21 protein-coding genes are annotated in these 19,635 nt (G+C 29.2%); 12 read left to right on the top strand and 9 right to left on the bottom strand.

The window, feature by feature from the left end; all coding sequences use genetic code 11:
- Positions 1–29 precede the first annotated feature (29 nt).
- From GQS57_RS13485 to GQS57_RS13470, 4 genes are all read right to left on the bottom strand, one after another.
- Positions 30–1,073, bottom strand: a complete 1,044-nt coding sequence (locus GQS57_RS13485; RefSeq protein ID WP_165733382.1) for a DUF4932 domain-containing protein — start codon at positions 1,071–1,073, stop codon at positions 30–32.
- A gap of 157 nt (positions 1,074–1,230) precedes the next feature.
- Positions 1,231–2,172, bottom strand: a complete 942-nt coding sequence (locus tag GQS57_RS13480; protein WP_165733381.1) for a hypothetical protein — start codon at positions 2,170–2,172, stop codon at positions 1,231–1,233.
- A gap of 263 nt (positions 2,173–2,435) precedes the next feature.
- On the bottom strand, positions 2,436–3,791 hold the full coding sequence (locus tag GQS57_RS13475; protein WP_165733380.1) for a TlpA disulfide reductase family protein: 1,356 nt from the start codon (positions 3,789–3,791) through the stop codon (positions 2,436–2,438).
- 237 nt (positions 3,792–4,028) lie between these two features.
- Positions 4,029–4,448 (bottom strand): nucleoside-diphosphate kinase, encoded by a 420-nt coding sequence (locus GQS57_RS13470; RefSeq protein ID WP_165733379.1) that lies wholly within the window; start codon positions 4,446–4,448, stop codon positions 4,029–4,031.
- A 415-nt stretch (positions 4,449–4,863) separates the two neighbouring features.
- Here GQS57_RS13470 and GQS57_RS13465 point away from each other — a divergent pair, with 415 nt between their 5' ends.
- The 6 genes from GQS57_RS13465 to pheT all read left to right on the top strand — a co-directional run bounded on the left by GQS57_RS13465 (position 4,864) and on the right by pheT (position 11,754).
- Positions 4,864–5,892: a bifunctional oligoribonuclease/PAP phosphatase NrnA gene (locus GQS57_RS13465; RefSeq protein WP_165733378.1), complete on the top strand. Its 1,029-nt coding sequence runs from the start codon at positions 4,864–4,866 to the stop codon at positions 5,890–5,892.
- Positions 5,882–6,415: a gliding motility-associated peptidyl-prolyl isomerase GldI gene (gene gldI / locus GQS57_RS13460; protein ID WP_165733377.1), complete on the top strand. Its 534-nt coding sequence runs from the start codon at positions 5,882–5,884 to the stop codon at positions 6,413–6,415. Before GQS57_RS13465 ends, gldI begins: the two co-directional genes overlap by 11 nt.
- Positions 6,416–6,417: 2 nt before the next feature.
- Positions 6,418–7,146, top strand: coding sequence for an FKBP-type peptidyl-prolyl cis-trans isomerase (locus GQS57_RS13455; RefSeq protein ID WP_165733376.1), 729 nt, complete (start codon positions 6,418–6,420; stop codon positions 7,144–7,146).
- 8 nt (positions 7,147–7,154) lie between these two features.
- Positions 7,155–8,318, top strand: a complete 1,164-nt coding sequence (locus tag GQS57_RS13450; RefSeq protein WP_165733375.1) for a peptidylprolyl isomerase — start codon at positions 7,155–7,157, stop codon at positions 8,316–8,318.
- The gene (locus GQS57_RS13445; protein WP_165733374.1) at positions 8,308–8,880 is read left to right on the top strand and encodes a phosphatase PAP2 family protein; all 573 of its coding nucleotides are present in this window, start codon (positions 8,308–8,310) and stop codon (positions 8,878–8,880) included. Before GQS57_RS13450 ends, GQS57_RS13445 begins: the two co-directional genes overlap by 11 nt.
- 447 nt (positions 8,881–9,327) lie before the next feature.
- The gene (gene pheT, locus GQS57_RS13440; protein WP_165733373.1) at positions 9,328–11,754 is read left to right on the top strand and encodes a phenylalanine--tRNA ligase subunit beta; all 2,427 of its coding nucleotides are present in this window, start codon (positions 9,328–9,330) and stop codon (positions 11,752–11,754) included.
- Between the two features lie 291 nt (positions 11,755–12,045).
- Here the strand turns inward: pheT and lipA are convergent, their stop codons facing one another.
- The 5 genes from lipA to GQS57_RS13415 form a co-directional block, all read right to left on the bottom strand.
- A complete protein-coding gene (lipA, locus tag GQS57_RS13435; protein ID WP_165733372.1) occupies positions 12,046–12,915 on the bottom strand; it encodes a lipoyl synthase in 870 nt (289 codons plus the stop codon).
- Between the two features lie 111 nt (positions 12,916–13,026).
- Positions 13,027–13,179, bottom strand: coding sequence for a hypothetical protein (locus GQS57_RS13430; protein WP_165733371.1), 153 nt, complete (start codon positions 13,177–13,179; stop codon positions 13,027–13,029).
- A gap of 54 nt (positions 13,180–13,233) precedes the next feature.
- Complete coding sequence (locus tag GQS57_RS13425) at positions 13,234–13,797, bottom strand: RNA polymerase sigma factor (RefSeq protein ID WP_165733370.1); 564 nt, start codon at positions 13,795–13,797, stop codon at positions 13,234–13,236.
- The gene (locus GQS57_RS13420) at positions 13,788–14,891 is read right to left on the bottom strand and encodes a glycosyltransferase (RefSeq protein ID WP_205860269.1); all 1,104 of its coding nucleotides are present in this window, start codon (positions 14,889–14,891) and stop codon (positions 13,788–13,790) included. The genes GQS57_RS13425 and GQS57_RS13420 overlap by 10 nt, the downstream gene beginning before the upstream one ends.
- Before the next feature lie 13 nt (positions 14,892–14,904).
- On the bottom strand, positions 14,905–15,108 hold the full coding sequence (locus GQS57_RS13415; protein ID WP_165733369.1) for a membrane or secreted protein: 204 nt from the start codon (positions 15,106–15,108) through the stop codon (positions 14,905–14,907).
- A 133-nt stretch (positions 15,109–15,241) separates the two neighbouring features.
- On the opposite strand from GQS57_RS13415, the gene GQS57_RS13410 reads away from it, so the two are divergent.
- The 6 genes from GQS57_RS13410 to GQS57_RS13385 all read left to right on the top strand — a co-directional run bounded on the left by GQS57_RS13410 (position 15,242) and on the right by GQS57_RS13385 (position 19,587).
- Positions 15,242–16,072, top strand: a complete 831-nt coding sequence (locus tag GQS57_RS13410) for a mechanosensitive ion channel family protein (RefSeq protein ID WP_165733368.1) — start codon at positions 15,242–15,244, stop codon at positions 16,070–16,072.
- Between the two features lie 80 nt (positions 16,073–16,152).
- Positions 16,153–16,734 carry an RNA polymerase sigma factor gene (locus tag GQS57_RS13405; RefSeq protein ID WP_165733367.1) on the top strand — a complete coding sequence of 194 codons (582 nt, stop codon included), beginning with the start codon at positions 16,153–16,155 and terminating at the stop codon, positions 16,732–16,734.
- Between the two features lie 143 nt (positions 16,735–16,877).
- Positions 16,878–17,201: a hypothetical protein gene (locus GQS57_RS13400; RefSeq protein ID WP_165733366.1), complete on the top strand. Its 324-nt coding sequence runs from the start codon at positions 16,878–16,880 to the stop codon at positions 17,199–17,201.
- A gap of 5 nt (positions 17,202–17,206) precedes the next feature.
- The gene (locus GQS57_RS13395) at positions 17,207–17,695 is read left to right on the top strand and encodes a hypothetical protein (protein WP_165733365.1); all 489 of its coding nucleotides are present in this window, start codon (positions 17,207–17,209) and stop codon (positions 17,693–17,695) included.
- Between the two features lie 131 nt (positions 17,696–17,826).
- Complete coding sequence (locus GQS57_RS13390; protein WP_165733364.1) at positions 17,827–18,120, top strand: EF-hand domain-containing protein; 294 nt, start codon at positions 17,827–17,829, stop codon at positions 18,118–18,120.
- A 24-nt stretch (positions 18,121–18,144) separates the two neighbouring features.
- Positions 18,145–19,587 carry a CotH kinase family protein gene (locus GQS57_RS13385; protein ID WP_165733363.1) on the top strand — a complete coding sequence of 481 codons (1,443 nt, stop codon included), beginning with the start codon at positions 18,145–18,147 and terminating at the stop codon, positions 19,585–19,587.
- Positions 19,588–19,635 lie beyond the last annotated feature (48 nt).

Genomic DNA, 19,635 nt, shown 5'->3' with positions numbered 1-19,635 from the left:
AGGTTTATGTGGTTTTGTGTGCAGGCATTTTATTCCTCATAGTTCTTTAGATATTCCATTATTTTCGGATAGAAATCGGTAATTGATTTATATTTATTCCTGTTTAAACTGTAATTCTCAAAAAAAGCATATAATGGCTTTGCTAATTTATAACGTCGAGATTGATTTTCTATTTCTTCTAGCCCTTTTTCTTTCCCAAATTTCTGTTCTAATATTTTAGCTGTGCAAACTCTTACTATTAACTCGTCCAATTCATTTTCCCATTCCGATTCATTAAGTTTTTCTCCTCTACTTGTCGTTAGAAAAATATTTTTGATTTCAGACAAGTCTTTTTTGTTGTCTTTTAAAAAATCTTGCACAAAAAGATGGCTAATCTCGTGTGTAACTACATTTAAATATGGTGTAAAAAATACAGGACTTTCATCGATTAGATTTTTACTTACATCATTCAAATATGCAAGTCGAAACATTCTATTGCCGTTGAATTTAATATTATTTGAAGGAATTGCATTGTTCCCCATATTATTTAATAAATCTACATAGATTATAAATTTACCGGCCGTGGGTTTTCGATAAAATCCTTGAATTTCTTTCAGAATTCCAGAGTATTTAACAGATTTTTTTGCAGTTTTACAAACCGATTTGTATAGTTTTTTATGCTTTTCAATGAACTCTTTTACTTTACAGTCTTTGTAAAATTCATTGAAATGAAATAAGAAAGTGTCTTTAGAGGAACTTCTGATGTAGTTAACTTTAGGTTTTATTTTTATTTCAAACGGATAATTTTCAGATAAGAAAAGACCTAATGAAGTAATATCATATCCATCCCAAGATTCTAAATTTCTATACCAATTTAATGATTTATGATTTTTATAAGGCTTGAAGTGTGTTTTGAAATCTTTGTAATAAATTGATGGTGTTGGTTTTATGTCCATTGTGTCAACAGTTGCCAGCGTGTAAAAAATGCTCAAAGCTTCCATTCTTTGATCAACTTTTACACTTAAGTTTTCCTGAGCTTTTGTGCTATTATAGATAATAACAAATATTCCAAATATGATAAATTTTAATTTCATAGACGTTTTTTGCTTGCGTTCGTTGTTGTGTAAGCTTTGTTACGTTGTTTAATTAGTGAATTTACTAAATAAAGTACGAACGTCGAAATTCTGGAGGAATTTCCCAGGTGAGACGTAAATAGCAATAAAGTTTATACTTTGTTGTGCGTAGGCTTTGTTAAAATGGTAAATCTGAATTTGAATTATCCACTTTATTTCTTCTTTTAATTCCTTTTGGTAATTCTTCTGAATTCATTAATTCAGTGTACGATTTTAAATATTTGTCAGAAAGTTTTTTAGTCAATCGGTCGGGTTTTGGATTAAGAACATTTTCAGTTACACTGATATATTCAAAATTTAAATCTGCAAATTTAACCATCATATATTCAAAAACCATACATTGAAAATCAAGAATTTTTAATAAGACAAATGCAGATTGAAATGATTGAGAAACTGACTTATAATTCACATAATATTCTTGAGTATCTTCTTCAAGTTCTATGTATTCACCTACTTGATTATAATCTAAATGTGCAACTTCACTTAAATATGAATAGAAACTGCCTAATTCAGCGTTTGGAAATAACTTTTTCAAGTTATTAATATTCGTAGATTTTAATTTTTTTCTAATATTGTTCTTTGTTAAATCTGAAAAATCACTATTTTTCATTAATGATAAATTATAACAATAGTTTATTTGTTCAAATATCATTCTGCTAATAGAAATACTTTCAAAGAAAAATTGATTTTTTATTAGAAATAAACAAGATTCGTAACTGTTTTCAAGTCGCATTAAATTAGTTACTATTCCTAAAGTTATATTTGATTTATTCTCTATTATTAAATTGTCTAACCTTTTACTCAACTGTTCAGAAATATTCCAAATGTCGCTTGTAAAATCTTCAAGTAGTTTATAATATAATCCATTTTCAGGAATTTTGTTTATGCCATATTTCTTTTTTGTGTAATCGACAGACTTTAAACCTATAAAATTTTTCGCAAAACAAGCCCTAATATCTGTTTGTATTTCTTCATCATAATTATCTGGCACTAAAGCGAAATAATGGTTAAAGGAAATGGTTTTTAGATTATAAATTCGTTTTTCAATTTGGATTTTCAATTTGTTTTTTTTCAGTTTAAGTTCAATATTTTTAGATATAAATTCTTTCGTTATTCCCTCGGTTTTTAGAGTTGTCTAATTTCTGTTTTCCTAATTTTTAAATTTTAACGCTCTGGTTTTTAGCTTACACACAACGTTTTTGTATAAGCTTTGTTGCGTTTTTAAACACTAAAGTTAGTAAATAAATTACAGATAGAAAGTCCGCGAGGACTTTCGTAAATTGGCTAAAACCAGCAATTAATTTTACACGGTGTTGTAGCACGTTATTTTTTTATCAAAGCGTTTTCAATTTCTTTTTCAGCTGCAATTGAAGGTTCGTTAATATTCGAGTTAATTATTTTTCCATCTTTTCCAATAAGAATATATCTCGGAATTGATTTAATATTATAATTATTTCCGAATTCGGTTCCTATACCGTTTTTTATAAATAGATTTTTACCAAATTCTTGATTTTCCTTATCTAAAAACGATAACCATTTGTCTTTTGAAGAATCTACAGAAATAAGTAAAATTTCTACATCACCGTTGTCTTTATATTTTTTAGCAAATTCAATAACTTTTGGTCTATGACTTAAACAAGGTCCGCACCAAGTAGCCCAAGTATCAATAAAAATGACCTTTCCAATTAAATTTTCTAAATTAAATTGATTTCCAAATTTATCTTCTGCCTGAAATAAATATGCTTTTTCTCCATTTTGTGAGGAGTAAAAAGACGAAGATGGTTGTTCTATTAAACTGTAATAAATATTAGTTTTTTCAGAATTTAAAGTTTGAGTTAAAACTTCTGTATTGAATAGTTTTTCGTGTTTTTCCCAATATGAAGGATCTTCTATCAATGATTTGATGTAGTTTGCTTTCAAATAATCTGCTAAATCTTTACTGTTTGTCTTTTTTTCAATAAACCGTAAAAAATCAGTGATACTTTCTAAGGATTTATTTTTCCTTAAATACTCTACTTCGTATTTATAAAGATAGATATCGGGAAGAGATTTTAATGTTTTAGAAGCTTTTGGAATCTTCTCGATAAAATCAAAATAATTATCATTAGGTTTTAAGCCTTTCGAAATTCTACCAAAGAAAAACAAAAAAGAATAAATACGAGCATCATTTTGAAAATCAAGCACTTCTAGTGTTTTTGAACTGAATTGGTCTTTGAATTTGTTAATTTCGGTTTCTCTTTTTACTCTAAATCTTTCAAACAAAATAGGTATAGAATCTGTATTTTGAGTTGTAAATATGAATGAACTATTTTCTTGGATGAATTTTAAGTTACTTTTCCAGAGGTAATTAACTAAAGAGTCGCTTTTGTCATTTGTTGTTAGTGTAGAATCCTTTAGAACAGAAATGTTCAGATTTTTATTTTGCTCCAGTATTGTAAGGTATATTTTGTCATTTTTTTTTGTGTGTATTCTCGCTACTGTTGGATAATCTAATGGAATGTTTTTTATTTCTTTATTCTCGTAAATTTTAGTAATTGGTTTTCTAGTAATCAATTCTGAAATATAGATTGTATCTAATTCAATTTCTGAATTGAGACTAATATTAAATCCAGTACTTTTTTCTTTGCAGCTATGGAACAGGCATAAAGTTGTAAATAATAATATGTATTTTGATTTCATTTAGTAGTTTTTTTTAATCTGCTACAACTAGTTATATAGTAACTTTTATTAGTCATATCCGTAAAATTATCTAGATATAGTGTCAATATATATTACTGTTATCTTGTAAAGATAATTTATTTATTGAATTATCTAAAAATTCGTTTAGATGCAAACTAAAAGTTTCAAACAAAAAAAACTCGTAACAATTACGTTACGAGTTTCTTTAAAATATTTGATTAAGAATTTTGTAAATCCTTAAAATTGCTCTCTTCCAGAAAAGTGAAAGTTTCCTTCAATTTGTGCATTTTCATCAGAATCAGAACCATGTACAGCATTTTCTCCCATAGAAGTTGCGTATAATTTTCTAATAGTTCCTTCTGCAGCATCAGCAGGATTTGTAGCACCAATTAAGGTTCTAAAATCTTCTACAGCGTTGTCTTTTTCTAAGATTGCAGCTACAATTGGTCCACGTGTCATGAACTCTACTAACTCACCAAAAAACGGACGCTCATTATGCACAGCATAAAAAGTTTCAGCATCTGCTTGTGTCATTTGAGTTTTCTTTAAAGCTACAATTCTAAATCCAGCAGCGTTAATTTTGTCTAAAATTGCTCCAGTATGTCCGTTTTCTACAGCATCTGGTTTAAGCATTGTAAATGTTCTATTTGTTGCCATTCTATTTTTTATATTTTTGCAAAAGTACATTATTTAATGTTAACTGCAAGTTAAGGGTAAACTTGTGTGAATTCTTGTTGTAATTTATTGTTTTTACTCCGCATTTCTAGGGCGATTTCTTTTTTAAAAAATTCAATTTTAAAAGTCTAAAACTAATTTATGAAACTACATTTTTACAATCTGTGTTTGTCCGTTTTTTTAGTGAAATTACTGTATGGATTTATAAGTTGGTTAGAAGTGAAAGCATTGGAGTTATTGTGGTAAGTTTCTTTAGAAGGTGCCCAATATTATAAATAAAAAGGACTAAAAGGTAGATTTCAAATGTTAAATTTTAAGACTAAATGGGTTTATTTTAACAGAAATGTAAAAGAAAATATATTTTGAACAATGTTATTAAATTGTATCTTCGCATCTTATGATTTTAAAAGGATTTGAAGAGTTAAAAAGCTTTCTTGACACATCGAGAAATATTGTAATTGTAGGGCATAGAAATCCAGATGGGGATGCTATGGGATCTACATTAGCTTTAAAACATTATTTAGGTAAAAAAGGACACAATGCAACTGTTGTTGTGCCTAATGAATATCCAGAGTTTTTACATTGGTTACCAGGTTCAGAAACTACCTATCGTTTCGATTGGCAAAATAATCAATCTCAAAAAGCTATAAAATCATCAGATATTATTTTTCTTTTAGATTTTAATACGTTGCATAGAGTAGGTACTGACATGCAAAAGACGTTAGAGAAATATCCCAACGATTTTGCGATGATAGACCATCATCAACAACCAGATGATGTAAAATATATGTATTCTGATGTTACTATTTGCTCTACAAGCCAAATGGTGTATCAATTTATAGAAATGAATGCCGATTTAGATTTAATTGATGCAGATATTGCTACGTGTTTATATACAGGTATTATGACAGATACTGGATCTTTTCGTTTTAGGTCTACCACAAGTACTACGCACAGAATTATTGCCGCTTTAATAGATAAAGGTGCAAAAAATGATAAAATACATAATAATGTATACGATGCCAATTCTTATAACAGATTGTTGTTATTAGGACAAGCGTTAAGTAATTTACAAATTTTACCAATGTACAATACTGCGTATATTACATTGTCTTCGGAAGAAAAAAAGAGATTCGATTTTCAGAAAGGAGATACAGAAGGTGTTGTAAACTATGCACTTTCTTTAAAAGGAATTATTTTTGCAGCAATTTTTATAGAAGATAGTGAGCAAGGGATGGTAAAAATATCTTTCCGTTCTAAAGGAACTTTTTCTGTAAATCAGTTTTCAAGAAATCATTTTTCTGGAGGCGGACATGACAATGCAGCAGGAGGAAGGTCTGATACTTCCATGGCAGATACCGTGACCAAATTTGTTAGTTTATTACCACAATATCAAAAAGAATTAGAAGCTTCTTATGAAAATTAAAATTTTAGTTCTTGCATCAATCTTATGTATAGGTTGCTCTAAAGTAGCGCCTAGAAAACCGATTAATCCTAAAGCCTCTACAACGGTATTAAAGGAAACTATTAAGGAGTCTATAAAGTTAAATGCTATAGAAGAAGCTAAGATTTTAGACGTAATTAAAAAAGATTCTGTAAATACATTTCAAGTTTCTCCTAATGGATTTTGGTATGCCTACATCAACAAAATAGAAGAAAACGCTCCAACTCCAAAAGAAGGAGATGTTGCAGTGATATCGTATAATGTTTCTGATTTACAAGGGAATATAATTTATAGTAAGGAAGAATTAGGTGTAAAAAATTACAGAGTAGATAAAGAAGATTTTATTTCTGCACTTCAAGTAGGAATAAAGTTGATGAAAGTTGGAGAAACCATTACATTTGTGATTCCGTCTTATAGTGCTTATGGCATTTCTGGAGATGGAAATAAAATAGGAATTAATCAATCAATTAAGAGTACAGTAACATTAATCAATATAAATAATTAAAAATGAAAGTAGTAAAAAGTGTATTAGCATTAGCAGTTGTTGCATCTATGGTATCTTGTGATAGCAAAGTAAAAGAAGTAAAATCTTTAGAAACAGAAATAGACTCTGTTAGTTATGCAATTGGTTTAAGTATGTCTGGTCAATTAAGATCTGGTTTTAAAGATGTAAATAAAGACATTCTTACACAAGCTATTAGAAATGGTTTAGATTCTACTAATTTATTAATAGATATTAAAGATATTCAGAGTGTAATTAGCCCTTATTTTCAAAAGAAACAAGCAGAAGAAATGCAAGCGCAGCAAGCAAAAGCAGCTAGTGAAGCAGAAGCTAAGTTTGGAGAAAATAAAAAAGCAGGAATTGACTTTTTAGCAGAAAACAAAACAAAAGAAGGTGTAATTACTACAGATAGTGGTTTACAGTACATTGTTTTAAAAGAAGGTAACGGAGACAAGCCAGAAGGACCAACTACAAAAGTTAAAGTTCATTATCATGGAACTAACATAGAAGGAAAAGTTTTTGATAGCTCTGTAGATAGAGGTACGCCAGCAGAATTTGGATTAAACCAAGTAATTAAAGGTTGGACAGAAGGTGTGCAATTAATGAATGTTGGTTCTAAATATAAATTTTTCATACCGCAAGAATTAGCTTACGGAGCACAACAAAAAGGTGCAGATATTAAGCCATTTTCTACATTAATTTTTGAAGTAGAATTATTAGAAATTACAAAATAATATCCTTGATGAAGAATTTAAAATACTTAATTGCATTTGTTGTTTTATTAACTGCATGCAGCACTACACCAGAAAAGTACAAAGGACTTGATGATGGAGTTTATGCTGAAATTTTAACCAATAAAGGGGAGATTTTAGTAGAATTATATGCAGAAGATGTACCAATGACAGTTGCAAATTTTGTTTCTCTTGTAGAAGGAACAAATAGCAAGTTAGTAGATTCTTTAAAAGGTAAAGACTTTTATGAAGGTGTTATTTTTCATAGAGTGGTAGATAACTTTGTAATTCAGGGTGGTGGTTTTACTGCTAGTGGAAGAAAAGATGCAGGTTATGTTTTTGGTGACGAATTTCCGAAGAGTGAAGATGGAGATTTAATGTACAGACATAATGATAAAGGGATTCTTTCTATGGCAAATGCAGGACCAACAACCAACAATACTCAGTTTTTTATTACTCATAAACCAATTCCGCATTTAGATGGTAAACATGCTGTGTTTGGTAAAACAATAATAAACGCACTTCAATTAAAAGAATTAAAAAGTAAAATTAAAGATTCTTTACAGTTAAATAAAGCAATAGATTCTATAAGAATGTCTGTTGTAAATAGTATTGTACAAAAAGATACTATTTTATCTGTAAAGATTCTTAAACTTGGCGCTGAAGCAAATAGCTTTAATGCTGCAGAAGTTTTTGATACTCAATTAGGAGATTTCGCAAATTTAGAAAACGATAAAAAGAAAGCTGAAGATGAAGTTGAAAAAGCAAGATATGCTAACTATTTAGTAGAAAAAGAAGCTTTTTTAGCGGAAATGGATGAAGCTAAAGCAGAAAAAACATCTTCTGGACTTCGCATTTTAAAATTAAAAGAAACTTCTGGAAAAAAAATAGTTGATAACAAACCTTTAACTATTAATTATACCTTGTATACTGCAGATGGTAAAAAAATTCAATCTACAGCAGAAACTAGTGGAGCACCTTTTGTTTGTCAGTTAAATGATACTCAAAGACCTATGATTGCAGGTTTTAAAGAAGGTGTCTTAACGATGAAAGAAGGAGAAAAAGTACGTTTATTTATCCCTTATTATTTAGGGTACGGTGAAGAAAAATATGGTCCTTTCCCTGCAAAATCTGATTTAGTTTTTGAAGTTGAAGTATTAAAAATTGGAAAATAATTTGTTAGAAAATATTATACATTTAGATAAAGAATTATTAATTTTTCTAAACAGTTTAGGGAGTGAGCAATGGGATCCGTTTTGGTTGGTAATTACCAATCAACTTTATTGGAGCCCATTGTTTATTCTTATCTTTTATTTAACCATTAAAGCTTATGGTTGGAAACAAGGTGGATTTATGATTCTTACCATGATTTTATTGGTGGCATTTTCAGACCAATTTACCAACCTAATAAAAAATTCTGTTCAACGTTTACGTCCTAATAACGATCCAGAAATAAAGCACTTATTAAGAACGCTAATTACGCCTCAGAGTTTTAGTTTTACCTCTGGTCATGCTTCTACATCAACATTTTTCTCTGTTTTTGTAGTATTACTTTTAAGAGATAAATACAAGTACATTTACTTTGTTTTATTTTGGCCATTAATTTTCGCTTATAGTAGGTTGTATTTAGGAGTACACTTTCCTCTAGATATTATTGTAGGCGCTTTAGTAGGTGTCACTTTTGCTAATATTTATTACTACTTTTTTAAGAAGGTTGATCAAAAAATATTTCAATAAAATTAGACAACATCTTTACTTTATTTTTCGATAATTATCGGATTAAAATACATGTAATAAATTCTTCAATTTAAAATATTACAAACCAGTTTTGTAAATACATAATTAGTGATGTAATTAAGTTATTCTAACTTTTTTCACGCACTAATTTTTTGTTTTTAATAAAAAAATGTAATCAAAATACATTTAAACTTTAGAAGTAGCATTTTTTTTTAATTACAGATCTTAAACTAAAAAAAGAGGCTACAATTGGTGCTCTTCAGAAATAAAATATTTGCTAGAAAGTAGTTGATAATTCTGTGTTTTCTACAACATTATTCAGATTTAAAGACGCATCATAATTTATTTTAGAAATATTAAAAATAAACTTGCTTTTTAGAATTAAAAAGGATGATAAAAAGTAGATTTTAAGTAAATTTGCAGTTAACAAACCCGGAAAAAAATAATATGAAAATATCATACAATTGGTTACAACAATTTTTGCAGATAGATTGGGAGCCTGTTAAAACAGGAGAATTGTTAACTGATTTAGGTTTAGAGGTGGAAGGAATTGACACCAAAGAATCTATAAAAGGAAGTTTAAAAGGAATTGTTGTTGGTAAGGTTTTAACTTGTATACAGCATCCTAACGCAGATCGTTTAAAAGTAACTACCGTAGATTTAGGTCTAGAAAATCCCGTACAAATTGTGTGTGGTGCCCCTAATGTTGCTGCAGGACAAAAAGTACCAGTTGCAACTATTGGAACTACTTTATATGACGAGAAGGGTGACGGCTTTAAAATAAAAAAAGGTAAGATAAGAGGAGAGGAGAGTCATGGAATGATTTGTGCTGAAGACGAATTAGGTTTAGGTAAAGGTCATGACGGAATTTTAGTCTTAGATAAAAAACTAAAAGCGGGTACACCAGTTGCAGAAGTTTTTAAAATAGAAACAGATCATGTTTTCGAAATAGGCTTAACACCTAATAGATCTGATGCAATGAGCCATTTTGGTGTTGCAAGAGATTTACGTGCAGGTTTAATTCAACAAGATATTAAATTAGAATTGATATCTCCTTCTGTAAGTAATTTTCATGTAGATGAAAGAACGTTACGTGTAGATGTAGAAGTAGAAAGCAAAGAAGCGACTCCTCGTTATTGTGGTATTACGATTACAGATATAGAAGTTAAAGATTCGCCAGAATGGATTCAAAATAGGTTAAAGGCAATTGGCTTAACACCTAAAAACAATATTGTAGATATTACAAATTACGTTTTACATGAATTAGGGCAGCCTTTACACGCCTTTGATGCGCAGAAAATAAAAGGAAATAAAATTCTTGTAAAAACATTAGAAGAAGGGACAAAGTTTACCACTTTAGATGAAGTTGAAAGAGAATTATCATCCGAAGATATCATGATTTGTGATGGAGATTCTAATCCGCTTTGTATTGCAGGTGTTTTTGGAGGTTTACATTCTGGAGTTACAAAATATACAAAATCTATATTTTTAGAAAGTGCTTATTTTAATCCGGTTAGTGTTCGTAAAACAGCCAAAAGACATGCATTAAATACAGATGCATCTTTCCGTTTTGAGCGTGGTATAGATATAAATACAACAGAATACGCTTTAAAAAGAGCAGCATTGTTAATTGAAGAATATGCAGGTGGTAAATTAGCTTCAGATGTTTCTGATTTTTATCCTGTTAAGATAGAAGATTTTCAAGTATTTTTGTCTTTTGAACATGTGTATAGATTAATAGGACAAGAGATTCCGAAAGAAACCATTAAAAATATTTTAGCTTCTTTAGAAATTAAAATAAACAGTGTAACTAATGGTGGTCTTGGTTTAACGATACCTTCTTACAGAACAGATGTACAGCGTGAAGCAGATATTATTGAAGAAATTTTAAGAGTATACGGTTACAATAATATTGAGTTTTCTCACAAACTAAATACTTCAATTTCTTTTGATTCTAATAAAGAAACTAAGATAGAAAACGTTATTGCAAACCAATTAAGTGCTTTAGGTTTTAACGAAACTATGGCAAATTCTTTAACAAAGCCAGAGTACAGCACTTTGTCTGAGAATATTAGTGAAGAGGCAAATGTAGAAATGTTAAATCCGTTAAGTAACGATTTAAAAGTGCTACGTCAATCTTTATTGTTTAGTGGTTTAGAATCTGTTGCATATAATATCAATAGAAAAAACAACTCATTACAGTTTTATGAGTTTGGTAAAACATATCATAAGTACAACGAGAAATACGAAGAAAACAAACATTTAACGCTTTTTGTTACTGGTAACAGAACTAAAGAAAGTTGGAGTGTTGCTAGTAAATCAACTGATTTCTTTTACTTAAAAGGTGTTATTACTTCTTTATTAAGTAGATTAGGAATAGATAAAGTAAAATCGTCACCATCTAAACAAGATGTTTTTTCTGAAGGAATTTCTTTTGGTTTAGGAAAAATAAAATTAGTAGAATTTGGAGTTGTGAAAGCTTCTTTATTAAAAGAATTCGGAATTAAGCAAGAGGTTTTATTTGCTGATTTTAATTGGGATACTATTTTAAAATTAGTAGGAAATAAGAATATTAAAGTAAGTGAGTTATCTAAATTCCCAATTGTAAAACGTGATTTAGCCTTATTATTAGATTCTAAAGTTTCTTTTAACGAAGTATACAATTTAGCTTTTCAAGCTGAAAAAAAGCTACTAAAAGAGGTTGATTTATTTGATGTTTACGAAGGTGATAAATTACCAGAAGGAAAAAAATCGTATGCAGTTAGTTTCTTATTACAAGATGAAACAAAAACTTTAGCAGACAAACAAATAGATAAAATAATGCAAAAATTACAGCAATCATTCGAAAAGAATTTAGAAGCTGTATTAAGGTAATTTAAAAATTACTTTTATTAATTTTCATAAAAAAACCATCTCATTTGAGATGGTTTTTTTTACTTACTAATTCAAATATTTATCTCAAAAACAGTTTACAAAGTTGCTTTCAATAGTGCTTTTTCAAACACGGTGCAAAAATAGTATATTATTTGAGAATATGTTAATTAAATCTAATTTTTATATTAATTTAATAAAAAAACGACTCTCAATTGAGAATCGTTAAATTTTATTCGTTTTTGATGTAAAAATATAAGTGTTTATGATAATCTATTATCAACTTAAAAATATTTATACAGCGTGTTTATGTGCCTTGTAAGAAGAACGCACTAAAGCACCGCTTTCTACATACATAAAGCCCATTTCTAAACCTAATGTTTCGTATTTTTTAAACTGATCTGGAGTGATAAATTCTTTAACCGGTAAATGCTTTTTTGTAGGTTGTAAATACTGACCAATCGTAATAATATCACAATTTACTGCACGTAAATCTTTCATGGTTTGTATAACTTCTTCTTCCTTTTCTCCTAAACCTAGCATTAAACCAGTTTTAGTTCGCATTCCGTTTTCTTTTAAGTATTTTAAAACACCTAAACTTCTATCGTATTTTGCTTGTATTCTAACTTCACGAGTCAACCTTCTAACGGTTTCCATATTATGAGAAACTACTTCTGGGTGTACTTCTATAACTCTGTCTAACTGTTTTGTGTTTCCTTGAAAATCTGGAATTAAAGTTTCTAAAGTTGTATTTGGGTTTGCTCTACGGATTGCATCCACAGTTTCTGCCCAAATAATAGAACCACCATCTTTTAAATCGTCTCTATCTACAGAAGTAATTACGGCGTGTTTAATGCTCATTAATTTTATAGAACGTGCCACTTTTTCTGGTTCATCCCATTCTACAGTATCTGGTCTTCCGGTTTTTACACCACAAAAACCACAAGAACGCGTACAAGTATTTCCTAAAATCATAAATGTAGCAGTTCCTTCTCCCCAACATTCTCCCATGTTTGGGCAGCTTCCACTAGTACAAATAGTATTCAGTTTATATTTATCTACCAAAGTTCTTAGCTCCGTGTATTTTTTACCAACAGGTAATTTTACACGTAACCATTTTGGTTTTTTAACTTTCTCAGGAAGTATTACAGATTCTATTGCCATTTTCTATTGAATTTGAAAAACAAAGATACAAAGGAAAAAATAAAAAAGTAGGGTTCTAAATTGAAGTATTAAACTTGTTTTATAAGAAATAATGAGATGTTGAATTTTCTTCTAAAAATGCCCGGTTAAACCCGCCTTAAAATGTTCCCAATCAGAAATTATAGCTTTAAAAATAATAAAAGAAACTACAGCAATTAAAGTAGTTATTCTTAAGTTATTCTTGTCTTTTTTAGAGATGGAGTTCTTTTTCTGTTTTGTTGTCATTACAAGTTTTTTTATAAAAATAAAGAATTAATTACAAAAACATTGGTATATAGTTTAAGATTTTTTAATAATCTCTGCTAACAATTTTTTAGCTCTTAACAACTTTACTTTTACGTTATTCATAGGTTCGTTAATTTGCTCGGAAATTTCTTTATATGATAATTCCTGAAAATAACGTAACTGAATTACTTCTTGATATTTAGGTTTTAATTTTTTAATGTCCCTCAACAACTTCGCTAAGTTTTGTTCTGTAATAATTTTATCTTCAGGAGTAGGGCTTTCATCGACTACTAAATACGCTTTTTCTTCTTGTTCTTTAGAGGTATTTGTAGCGATAGAAATATTTTTCTTTCGTAGTAAATCGATATGAACATTCTTAGAAATGGTTATTAACCAAGTCTTAAAAACATACTGTTCATCAAAAGTATTAATTTTATCAAAAGCTTTAGAAAACGTTTGTATAGTAATGTCTTCTGCTTCGTTTTCGCTTTGTGTTCTCTTTAATTGATAATTATAAACAGCAGACCAATAGGTATCCAATAAGAATCTAAATGCAGATTGATTTCCGCTTTTAGCCTTTGTAATATTGATTGCAAGTTTAGTATTGTCTATTTCCAATGATTTGGTTTTGACGACAAATTAGTGATAAATATTGAAAAGTGAAATATTAGTAGCCCTATTTCTAAAAATGGCAATACATAAGTAATGGTTGGTTCTTTTAATTTTTTAGCAGAAAAACCGATAACAATGAATTGCACTATATAATACGTTAAAAATATTGCTAAAACAGGTTCCCAGGAATAAAGGAAAAATAATGGAATAGCCAAAAGATAAAACAATACTTTAGAAACAAAGAATAAGCCTAAAAAGAATTTATGTTTTGGTTTATAGTATTTAGCTGTAGATATATGTCTTCTTTTTTGTTGAAACCATTCTTTAAAACTTTTGGGAGCAATAGATTCTGTAAAACTTTTCTTAGAGATAGAAAAGGTAGTATTTTCTTTGTTTGCAGCATCTTGAATAAATAAATCATCATCACCAGATTTTATATGGATATGATTTATAAACCCTTTTACATTAAAAAACTCAGATCTATGATATGCTAAATTACGACCAACTCCCATATATGGAGATCCCAGTTTTGCATAACTAAAATATTGAATAGCCGTTAATAAAGTTTCAAATCGTACAAATAAGTTTACTAATAATTTTTCTTTCTTGTATTTTCCATACCCTAAAACAATGGTTTTTTCTTCATTGAAATTTTGAGCCATTTCAGAAATCCAATGTTTAGATACTGGTTTACAATCAGCATCTGTAAACAAGAGATGATCATTTTTTGCACCTTTTATTCCTAGTGTTAACGCGTATTTTTTATTTCCCCAAAAAGCCTCTATGTTCTCAACATTAATTAATTTAATATTAGAATGTTCTTTTTCAAAAGATTCCATTACCTCTAATGTTTCGTCTGAAGAAGCATCGTTTATTAAAACAATATCAAAATTTGAATAATCTTGATTTAATATAGATGGTAAAAAATCTTGTAAGTTTTTAGCTTCATTTTTGGCACATACAATTACAGTTATAGGAATATCTAAGGCATTTTTTCTGTCCGTTTTTTTTTTGAATAAAAAAGAAGAAAAAATGAGATAATAAATAATTTGTATTGCTGTAAATACTACAAAAGAGTAGAAGAGTACAGATAATATCATTTAAAAAAGAGAGTTAGTTATGTTCGGTGTCTTCACAAGTATCAAATTGGTCTGGAGTTTTTCCACAAAAACCACAAGACTCTCCTGATTTGTTTAACATTGGGTTTTGGCTTGCACAAGTACCTGCAAATTTACCATCTTTTTTTGCCCATATTTTTATAGCGATTCCTGCCACTGCAAGTGCTAATAAACCTAAAGTAAGAAATAATAATTTCATAATAAAAATTTGATCTACAAAGATACGAATTCTTAACCGGTCTTAAAAAACAATATAGAATATTTATATAGTGACTTTCTAAGAAATTAGGTGTCATAATTTTGAATATAATTAACAACTTTAACATAAAATTATGGATACAATTACACAATCTTTACAAAACTTTTACAATACAATTTCTGCTGGTTTAGGAAATTGGGGACTTCAATTAATTGGTGCTTTTGCAGCATTAATAATTGGTCTTTGGATTATTCGAATGATTATGAAAGGAGTTTCTAAAGGGTTTGAAAAAACAAAACTTGATGAAACTTTACAACCTTTTTTATTAACCAGTATTGGTTTTATTTTAAAATTACTATTAATTATCTCTATTGCAGGTATTGTTGGTTTACCAATGGCCTCTTTTGCAGCATTAATGGCAGGTGTAGGTTTGGCAATTGGTGCTGCTTTTAATGGTTCTTTAGGGCATATAGCTTCAGGTATTATGTTACTTGTTTTTAAGCCTTTTAAAGTAGGAGATTTAATTAAAACAAACGGAGCTTTTGGTTTTGTAAAAGAAATATCTGTGTTTGTTACCGTTATAGAAACGTTTCAGAATGAAACTGAAATTATACCAAATTCTGCCATAACTTCTAATAAGATTACCAATTTAACTAAAATAGGAAATTTACGTATCGATATGCCTTTTGCAATTAGATATGGATCGGATATTGAGAAGGCAAAACAAATTGTATTGGATGTTCTTTTAAAAGACAACCATGTTTTACAAGAAGGCGCAAGTGCTCCAAGAGTTGCTGTTAATAATTTAGGACAAAATAGTGTTGAGTTATTGGCTTTACCATATGCGAATTGCGAGAATTATTGGGAGGTTTTTTGGGATACTAGACAGAGAATTGTAGAAGCTTTAGGAAATGCAGGTTACGAAGCTCCGTTACCACAACGTGTTGTTACCATGACCAAATAATTTATAATTACATATATTTAGAAAAGACTGTTTTAAAAAGCAGTCTTTTTTTGTATGTTTACTTTTTATTTAATTACTCCTTGAGCGAAGAAAACTTTATAAACCAATTACAAGCCGGAAAACAAGCAGCTTTTAGTCAACTTTTAGATGATTATCAGCAGAAAGTTTTTGGTACCTGTATCTCCTTTATTCCTAATAGAGAGGATGCAGAAGATGTTGCTCAAGAAGTTTTTTTAGAAGTTTTTAAGTCGGTATCTAAATTTAAGGGAGATTCTAAACTATCTACCTGGATTTATAAGGTAGCCACAAATAAGTGTCTAGAATTTATCCGAAAAAAGAATACAAAAAAGAGATTTGCATTTATGCAAACAATCTTAGGTAATGAAATTCCTTTAGATAAGACAAGTTATTTTACAGAAGTAAATCATCCGGGAATTTTATTAGAGAATAAAGAAAAATCAGCAATTATTTTTAAGGCGATAAACACTTTGCCAGAAGCACAAAGAGTCGTTTTTACATTGGCAAAGATAGATGATAAAAGCTATCAAGAAATTGTAGATATTACAGGTAAAAGCTTGTCTTCTGTAGAATCTTTAATGTTTAGAGCTAAAAAAGGATTGCAGGAAAAATTAGAAAATTTTTATAAAAATGAAAGCTCTTAACTATAAGTTATAACGGTAAATTGAGGTTTATAATTAACGGATTAATCACTCTAAAATTATCGAGAAAAAAAAGCCTAAGGCTTCGCAAGTTTTTATAAATTATTGCATCTAAATAGATAGTGATTGTTTAAAGATTAAAAAAAATGAAAAGTACAAAACACATAAATCAAGAGGTAGAAGACACTTTTAAAGTATTAAATACGATCGAAAAAGTAGAAGTAAATCACTTTTTTAAGCATAAAGTATTGCAAAAATTAAATGCAGAAAAAGAAGAAAAGAAACCTATTTTTGCTTGGTTTACACCTCAGTTACAATTAGCAACTTTAAGTATTGTCTTGTTGTTAAATTTCGGAACTATCTTTTACGCTTTTAACAATTCAGGTGAAAGTGATAGCTCAACATCAGATATAGAGGTTTTTGCACAAGAATATTCTTTACAATCAGACAGTAGTTCTATTTTAAATTAAAAAAGATGAAATCAAAATTACTTCCTATTTTTCTGTTTTTATTAATTATTTTGAATGGAGTATTAATATTTATGTTGGTAAAAAAACCACATGAAAACCTAAGAAACAATCCTAGTAATAATTTCTTAACGGAGCAATTACAATTTTCAGAGGATCAAAAAGAAGCATTTCAAGTCTTAGATGAAGAACATAGAAATTTAATGATTCATTTTGAAGAAACGATCAAAGATCAAAAAGATATTTTGTTTAGTTCTTTTAATAATGAAGACTTTAATATAGATTCATTAACTGTTAAAATAGGACTTTTAGAAGCTAAAAAAGATGCTCAAGTTTTTTCTTTTTTTAAAAAAGTAAGAAGACTATGTACGGTAGAACAAGCTAAAAAGTTTGATAAAATTATTAAGCAAGCAATAAGAGGTGGAGAAAGAAGACCTCCAAATGATGGAAGAATGCCTCCTCCAAGAAATGAAGGCATGCCACCACCACCAAGATAATATGTATTCGCTATTTATTAAAACCTTATTTCTTCTAGAAATAAGGTTTTTTGTTAAAGTAAAGTTAACGTGCGCAAGTTTTAAAAAAGAGTAGCATCTAAACTTTTATAAACTTAATAAATACATTTATCATGAGAAAATCAACAAATAAAATTTTAGCAGTACTAATTGTTTCTTTAGGGCTATCAGCGTCAACTTTTGCACAAGGAAATAATTCTGATGACAAACCAAAAGGTCCTCCAACCTTTAAGCAACTCTTAAAAGAATTAGATACAAATGAAGATGGTAAAATTTCTTTAAAAGAAGTTAAAGGACCATTGGCTAAAGATTTCAAAAAAATAGATACAGACGAAGATGGTTTTTTATCAGAAAAAGAAATAAAAAATGCTCCAAAACCAGAGAGAAAAGAAAGACCAAGAAACTAATACGAGAAAAATAAACAGATAATTATGAAAAATTATAAAACCCAACTACTTTCACTATGTATGTTATTCATTATTTTTTCGTGTACTAGTGATGATATTTCAGATGTCGCTACAGTTGAAGACGAAGATGAAGAAGTTGCAGTAGTAATAGACGATACAGATTTTGAAGCAATAGATTGGACCAGCGATACGCATAGTAAAGATGCAGATCCAGATTTTGATGAAGTTTTTGAAGACAATGCAATAAAAAGATTAGACTTTGTAATTTCTGAAGAACGTTGGCAAACCATGTTAACAGATATGACAAATCTTTATGGAACTTTTGGAGGAACATCAAACGGACCCGGTGGAGGAGGATTTGGTGGAACTACAGTGGATATAGATGAAGATCCTATTTTTGTGCCAGGAGAAGTTTTTTATGAAGGCAAAGAATGGTATCGTGTAGGATTGCGTTTTAAAGGAAATTCTAGTTTAAAATCTAGCTGGGAGTCAGGTATTTTAAAGCTTTCATTCAAATTAGATTTTGATGAGTTTGAAGATGATTATCCTCAAATAAAGAATCAACGTTTTTATGGATTTAAAAAATTAAGTCTTAAAAATAATTATAATGATAAATCTATGTTGAGAGAAAAGGTAGCCACAGATGTCTTTAGAAGCGCTGGTTTGGCAGCGTCTCATACGGCCTTTTATGCACTTTATGTAGATCATGGAGACGGGCCAGAATATTTCGGAGTTTATACCTTAGTTGAAGAAGTTGATGATACGGTTTTAGAGGATCAATTTTCTTCGGATGAAGGAAACTTATACAAACCAGATGGTGATGCAGCTTCTTTTGCAAATGGTACTTTTGATGAAGATGAATATGTGAAGAAAAATAATGAAGATGAAGCAGATTTTTCTGATGTACAGAGTCTATTAACCATTTTACATGACGGAACTAGAACTACTGATGCGGCAACTTGGAGAACAAATTTAGAAGCCGTTTTAGATACCGATGTCTTTTTAAAATATTTAGCGGTAAATACCGTAATTCAGAATTGGGATACATACGGTAGAATGACGCATAATTATTTCTTGTACAACAATCCAGATACTAATAAATTAACTTGGATTCCTTGGGACAATAACGAAGCGTTGCAAACAGGAAATCAACAAGGAGCTTTGTCTTTAAACTTCTCTGGATTAATTGCATCTAGTTGGCCTTTAATTGGGTATTTATATCAAGATGATGTTTATAAAGCAAAATACGATGCGTATGTAAAAGAAGCAGCGGAAGGAGCATTTAATGAAACTACAATGCAAGCATTGTATACAAGTTATGCTTCTTTAATCGAAGATTATGCAACTACAGAAATTGATGGTTATAGTTTTTTAAATAGTGGTTCAGATTTTCAACCAGCTGTTAACACATTAAAAACTCATGTAACTTCAAGAAATGCAGCTGTATCAAGTTATTTAGGTGAATAAAAATAGTTTTTGAATTTGATTAATTAATAGCCTCGTAAGAAATTTCGG

The sequence above is a fragment of the Polaribacter sp. 20A6 genome (assembly GCF_011378915.1).
Lineage (GTDB): Bacteria > Bacteroidota > Bacteroidia > Flavobacteriales > Flavobacteriaceae > Polaribacter > Polaribacter sejongensis.
This window is presented reverse-complemented; position numbering and strand designations above follow the sequence as displayed.